Here is a 6,000-nt window from a genome sequence, read left to right as displayed (position 1 = left end):
TGGGCTTCCTTCAGGCTATAGCCTCACAGGGACAATCACCACCTCCCGAGGAGGTGGTTTAAAGCTGACAATAAAAAGGCCAGCCCGAGGGCTGGCCTTATCATCTAGCAGGCTAGATGCTTATGCATCATTGAAACGACGACGGCTGTGGCCGTTATCATCGGAGCGGGCATTACGGTTATCACGGTTAAAACCGCGATCGCCACGACGGTCATCAGAGAAACGACGCTGACCACCGAAACCCCCACGACGTTCGCCATCACGGCCACCGCCGAAGCTACGGCGCTCACCACGATCGCTGCGCTCGCCAGTACGCTCACGACGCTGTTCACGCGCCGGGGCATCGCCGATCAACTGCATGTTCATCGGCTTGTTCAGGATGCGAGTACGGGTAAAGTGCGTCAACAGATCACCCGGCATACCTTTCGGCAACTCGATGGTAGAGTGAGAACCGAACAGACGGATATTACCGATGTAACGGCTGCTGATATCGCCTTCGTTGGCGATAGCGCCCACGATGTGACGAACTTCGACGCCATCGTCACGACCCACTTCGATACGATACAGCTCCATCTCACCCACATCGCGACGCTCACGACGCGGACGATCACCACCGTCGCGACTATCGCGGCTGTCGCGCTCGCGGCGGGCAAAGCGATCACCACCACGATCATCACGATCGCGGAACTCGCGACGCGGACGACGCTCGATCACCGGATCCGGCGGCAGGATCAACGGACGCTCACCCTGGGCCATCTTCAGCAAGGCGGCTGCCAGCGTTTCCATATCCTGCTCTTCTTCCGGCTGCAGCTTAGCCAGCAGCGCACGGTATTGATCCAGATCGCTGCTCTCCAGCTGCTGCTGGACACGGGCGGCAAACTTGGCCAGACGGCGCGTGCCGAGCAGCTCGGCGTTCGGCAGTTCCACTTCCGGAATCGTCAGCTTCATGGTGCGCTCGATGTTGCGCAGCAGGCGACGCTCGCGGTTATCGACGAACAGCAACGCACGACCGGCACGACCGGCACGGCCAGTACGGCCGATACGGTGAACGTAAGACTCGGCATCCATCGGAATATCATAGTTAACGACCAGGCTGATACGCTCGACGTCCAGGCCACGTGCGGCCACATCGGTCGCGATCAGGATATCCAGACGGCCATCCTTCAGACGCTCCAGGGTCTGCTCACGCAGCGCCTGGTTCATATCACCGTTCAGTGCCGCACTGCTGTAGCCATTACGCTCCAGCGCTTCGGCCACTTCCAGGGTGGCGTTCTTGGTACGGACGAAGATGATGGCAGCATCGAAGTCTTCCGCTTCCAGGAAGCGTACCAGCGCCTCATTCTTACGCATCCCATACACCGTCCAGTAGCTCTGGCTGATGTCCGGGCGAGTGGTCACGCTGGACTGAATGCGCACTTCCTGCGGCTCATTCATAAAGCGACGAGTGATGCGGCGGATCGCCTCCGGCATGGTGGCAGAAAACAGTGCGGTCTGATGCTCCGCCGGAATCTGCGCCATGATGGTTTCTACGTCTTCGATAAAGCCCATACGCAGCATCTCGTCGGCTTCATCCAGTACCAAGCCACGCAGACTGGCCAGACTCAGCGTGCCACGCTTGAGGTGGTCCAGCAGACGGCCCGGCGTACCGACCACGATCTGCGGCCCCTGACGCAGGGCGCGCAACTGAACGTCATAACGCTGGCCGCCATACAGGGCGACGACGTTGATGCCGTGCAGGTGCTTAGAAAAATCGGTCATCGCTTCGGCAACCTGTACCGCCAATTCGCGGGTCGGTGCCAACACCAGCACCTGCGGTGCCTTCAGCGAGGGATCGATATTGTTCAACAGCGGCAGTGAAAACGCCGCGGTCTTACCGCTGCCGGTCTGCGCCATGCCCAGCACGTCGCGCCCGTTCAGCAGGTGAGGAATACAGGCCGCCTGAATCGGTGACGGCTTCTCATAGCCCAAATCATTCAGGGCTTCAATAATAGGTGCAGCTAACCCCAGGTCAGCAAAGGTGGTTTCGAACTCAGCCATGTAAACGTGCCTCATGATGTGCAATGGCGGCCAGTCTGCATAACTCGTCTAGAAAACGAACAACATTTTTCATTGAAAAGTGTGAACCGGCTCAAATTAGAAGAAATGACGAACAAAAAAACCTCGCCCGTAAAGGACGATTAAATCAATGATTTAAGAATAAAAATGTTCGTCAGCTTTATTGCTGGTCCGATTCTGGTATGTCGTCTTGCTCTTGACCCAAGCGGGCCAATTCCAACAGTGCGTAACGGTTCTCAACAAAGTTATGAACGTTGTTGGCCACCGTCAGTTTGAACAATGCCGAAGCACTGCTCTTCTCCCCCAGACTCAGGTAATGTTTACCTAAATAGAAGTCAGTTTCACTGAGATGCTCAGCGAGCGAAGTGTTATCCGTTGCATCCGCCTGTAAGCGTTCCATCAGCGTCTTTTCGCTGATTTTGCCCAGGTAGAATTCGACAATATTCCATCCCCATTGACTCCGGTTCGCCTTATTGTAGCGCTGGCTCAAGGCCTCGAGCGCCTGCTCCTGGTTTAGCTCACGCTCAGCCAGGTAAAGCCATAACGACCGGAACGGATCGTTGGGATCGTCTTGATAAAACGCCTGCAGATCATCTTGCGCTAGCGCATATCGCCCACCGTAATACAGGGCAATACCGCGATTCAAACGCGCATAGCTGTAAGTTGGATCAAGCTCTAGTACAGAATCAAACGCTTCATAGGCGGCATCAAAGTTGCCAGCCTGCGTTAAATAAATCCCCAGATAGTTAAAAACCTCTGGCATATCAGGACGGATGGCTAACGCTTGCGAGAAATCGTTACGCGCCAGAGCCCTCAGTCCGAGACTATCATACAGTACTCCGCGCTCATAGAGAAGCTGTGCGCGTTCATCATCCGTTAATGCTCGGCTGGCAAGAATTTGCTCCATGCGCGCCAGCATTACCTCCTGCTGCAACGAGGGCTGCAACGGGATAGCCAGTACTTCGTTTTTACGCCAATCAGCGTTGCTGCATCCTGCCAGCAAAATTGCTGTCGCAACGTAACACCAGCGCAAGATAGGCTTCATTTCCCAACTCCCGAAGACCAACACGGATAAACGTCCTATCATCCATCAAGGTACTACCACATCCTGCGGCAGTGTAACAAACGGCTTCCCACTAAGGGGAAGCCGTAATACTAAACGCGTATTATTCTGCGTCAGCCGGTGCATCCTGACCCGCTGTGGCAGAGGCGTTGGCTTCTTTGATGCTCAGACGAACGCGGCCCTGACGGTCCACTTCCAGCACCTTAACAGCCACTTCCTGACCCATCTGCAGGTAGTCGGTTACCTTCTCCACACGCTTATCGGCGATCTGGGAGATGTGAACCAGCCCTTCCTTACCGCCACCGATGGCGACAAAGGCACCAAAGTCAACGATACGAGTCACTTTACCCTGGTAGATACGGCCCACTTCGATCTCGGCGGTGATCTCTTCGATACGACGGATCGCGTGTTTTGCCTTATCGCCGTCGGTCGCCGCGATCTTCACGGTACCGTCATCTTCGATCTCGATGGTGGTGCCCGTCTCTTCCGTCAGCGCACGGATCACAGAGCCACCCTTACCGATCACATCCTTGATCTTCTCAGGATTGATCTTGATGGTGTGAATACGCGGTGCAAACTCAGAGATGTCGCCACGCGGTGCATTGATGGCCTGCTCCATGACGCTCAGGATGTGCAGACGCGCGCCCTTAGCCTGGTTCAGTGCCACCTGCATGATTTCGCGGGTGATGCCTTCGATCTTGATGTCCATCTGCAACGCGGTAACGCCATCGCGGCTACCCGCCACTTTGAAGTCCATGTCGCCCAGGTGATCTTCATCGCCCAGAATGTCAGACAGAACGACGAAGTTGTCCTGCTCTTTCACCAGACCCATAGCGATACCCGCTACGGCGGCTTTCACCGGTACCCCGGCATCCATCAGCGCCAGAGAGGCACCACAGACAGAGGCCATAGAGGAAGAACCGTTAGATTCGGTGATCTCGGAGACCACACGCACCGTGTACGGGAATTCTTCCTGAGACGGCATCACTGCCAACACGCCACGCTTAGCCAGACGACCATGGCCGATTTCGCGGCGCTTCGGCGAGCCCATCATCCCGGTTTCACCGACAGAGTACGGCGGGAAGTTATAGTGTAGCAGGAAACGGTCGGTGCGCTCGCCCATCAGCTCATCGATATTCTGTGCGTCACGCTCGGTGCCCAGAGTCGCGGTCACTAACGCCTGCGTTTCGCCACGGGTAAACAGTGCAGAGCCATGGGTACGCGGCAGCACACCGGTACGCACGTCCAACGCACGGATCATGTCTTTCTCACGACCATCGATACGCGGCTCACCACGCAGGACACGGCCACGCACCACGGATTTCTCCAGTGCACCCAGGATGTCGCTGATTTCACCGGCGTCCAGTGACGCATCTTCCGCCAGCAGATCGGCGATGACAGATTCTTTGATCTCATCAACTTTAGCGTAACGCGCCTGCTTCTCGGTGATGTGGTAGGCTTCACCCAGACGCGCTTCGGCCATTTCGCTTACGCGCTGTTGCAGCGCGGTATTCACTTCCGGCGCGCTCCACTCCCAACGCGGCTTACCGACTTCGGCGGCCAGCGCTTTGATGTTTTCGATGACAACCTGCTGCTGGTCGTGGCCGAAGACCACCGCACCCAGCATCTGATCTTCGCTGAGCAGATCTGCTTCAGATTCCACCATCAATACAGCGTTGTCGGTACCGGCCACGACCAGATCCAGACGGCTCTGTTTCAGCTCATCCTGAGTCGGGTTCAGTACATACTGATCGTTGATATAACCGACGCGTGCGGCGCCGATCGGGCCGTTGAACGGAATACCGGAGAGCGTCAGGGCCGCGGAGGCACCGATCATCGCCACGATATCCGGGCTAACCTGCGGGTTCACGGAAACGACCGTCGCCACGACCTGCACCTCGTTGAGGAAGCCTTCTGGGAACAGCGGGCGGATCGGGCGGTCGATCAGACGTGCGATCAGGGTTTCACCCTCACCCGGGCGCCCTTCACGACGGAAGAAGCCGCCAGGGAAACGACCGGCAGCGTAGGCACGCTCCTGGTAGTTAACGGTCAGCGGGAAGAAGTCCTGACCTTCACGGGCTTTCTTTGCCCCAACCACGGTGACGAATACCGCGGTGTCATCCATGGTGACCATCACGGCTGCGGTAGCCTGACGAGCCATCATGCCGGTTTCCAGCGTAACGGTATGCTGGCCGTATTGGAATTTGCGAACGGTTGGCGTCAACAAAGTCATTTTCCTTTTCGTTAAGCAACGCGCCATTCCAAAGAATAGCGCCCTTCTATAACCGGTGGCTTTGCTACATTCTCGCGACTAAGGCAAGCTGCCGCATCCAACGGCAGCTTGCATTAGCCGCGCGAACCTCTGTAACAAGCAGGCCGGTTACACCTTTTTGTCTGCAACGGCAATACATTAACCTGATTTTCCGTTGCTTCCTAGAAGAAAGGGGCCAACGTAGGCCCCTTTACTTCAGAAAATCGTTAGATTAGCGACGCAGACCCAGACGCTCGATCAGGCTGGAGTAACGTGCTACATCTTTACGCTTCAGGTAGTCCAGCAGCTTACGACGCTGAGAAACCATGCGCAGCAGACCACGACGGCTGTGGTGATCTTTTTTGTGCTCGGCGAAGTGGCCCTGCAGATGGTTAATCTGCGCGGTCAGCAGAGCAACCTGCACTTCGGTAGAACCGCTGTCGTTAGCATCACGACCGAACTCAGCAACGATTTTAGCTTTCGCTTCAACGCTTAGAGACATTATAGAACTCCAAATTTAAAAAGTTTAAAAAACGGGCGCCAATCTCTAATTCAGCAACCCAATGTATTAGCCGCGTCATTCTACTCTGCGCCCTGACCCTTGGCAAGAAATCAGCCGATTCCTAGCACA

4 protein-coding genes are annotated in these 6,000 nt (G+C 56.1%); all 4 read right to left on the bottom strand.

Features of this window, described 5'->3' with window-relative positions; translation table 11 throughout:
• Nucleotides 1–120: 120 nt before the first annotated feature.
• The 4 genes from ACEQFP_RS14495 to rpsO all read right to left on the bottom strand — a co-directional run bounded on the left by ACEQFP_RS14495 (nt 121) and on the right by rpsO (nt 5,871).
• Entirely contained in the window at nt 121–2,037 is a 1,917-nt protein-coding gene (locus ACEQFP_RS14495) for a DEAD/DEAH family ATP-dependent RNA helicase (RefSeq protein ID WP_005295928.1), read from the bottom strand.
• Nucleotides 2,038–2,215: 178 nt separating this feature from the next.
• Nucleotides 2,216–3,100 carry a lipoprotein NlpI gene (gene nlpI / locus ACEQFP_RS14490; protein ID WP_005295931.1) on the bottom strand — a complete coding sequence of 295 codons (885 nt, stop codon included), beginning with the start codon at nt 3,098–3,100 and terminating at the stop codon, nt 2,216–2,218.
• Between the two features lie 121 nt (nt 3,101–3,221).
• Entirely contained in the window at nt 3,222–5,345 is a 2,124-nt protein-coding gene (pnp, locus tag ACEQFP_RS14485; protein ID WP_005295934.1) for a polyribonucleotide nucleotidyltransferase, read from the bottom strand.
• 256 nt (nt 5,346–5,601) lie between these two features.
• Complete coding sequence (gene rpsO / locus ACEQFP_RS14480; RefSeq protein WP_005281373.1) at nt 5,602–5,871, bottom strand: 30S ribosomal protein S15; 270 nt, start codon at nt 5,869–5,871, stop codon at nt 5,602–5,604.
• Nucleotides 5,872–6,000 lie beyond the last annotated feature (129 nt).

This window comes from Edwardsiella sp. A.80236 (assembly GCF_044540725.1).
GTDB classification, from domain to species: Bacteria; Pseudomonadota; Gammaproteobacteria; order Enterobacterales; family Enterobacteriaceae; genus Edwardsiella; species Edwardsiella tarda.
The sequence above is the reverse complement of the archived record's forward strand: the minus strand, read 5'-3'. Positions and strand labels throughout refer to the sequence as shown.

Bases quoted from the DNA above. Each gene is read 5' to 3' on its own strand.
- ACEQFP_RS14495 (WP_005295928.1), bottom strand. From the start codon at position 2,037: ATGGCTGAGTTCGAAACCACCTTTGCTGACCTGGGGTTAGCTGCACCT.
- nlpI (WP_005295931.1), bottom strand. From the start codon at position 3,100: ATGAAGCCTATCTTGCGCTGGTGTTACGTTGCGACAGCAATTTTGCTG.
- rpsO (WP_005281373.1), bottom strand. From the start codon at position 5,871: ATGTCTCTAAGCGTTGAAGCGAAAGCTAAAATCGTTGCTGAGTTCGGT.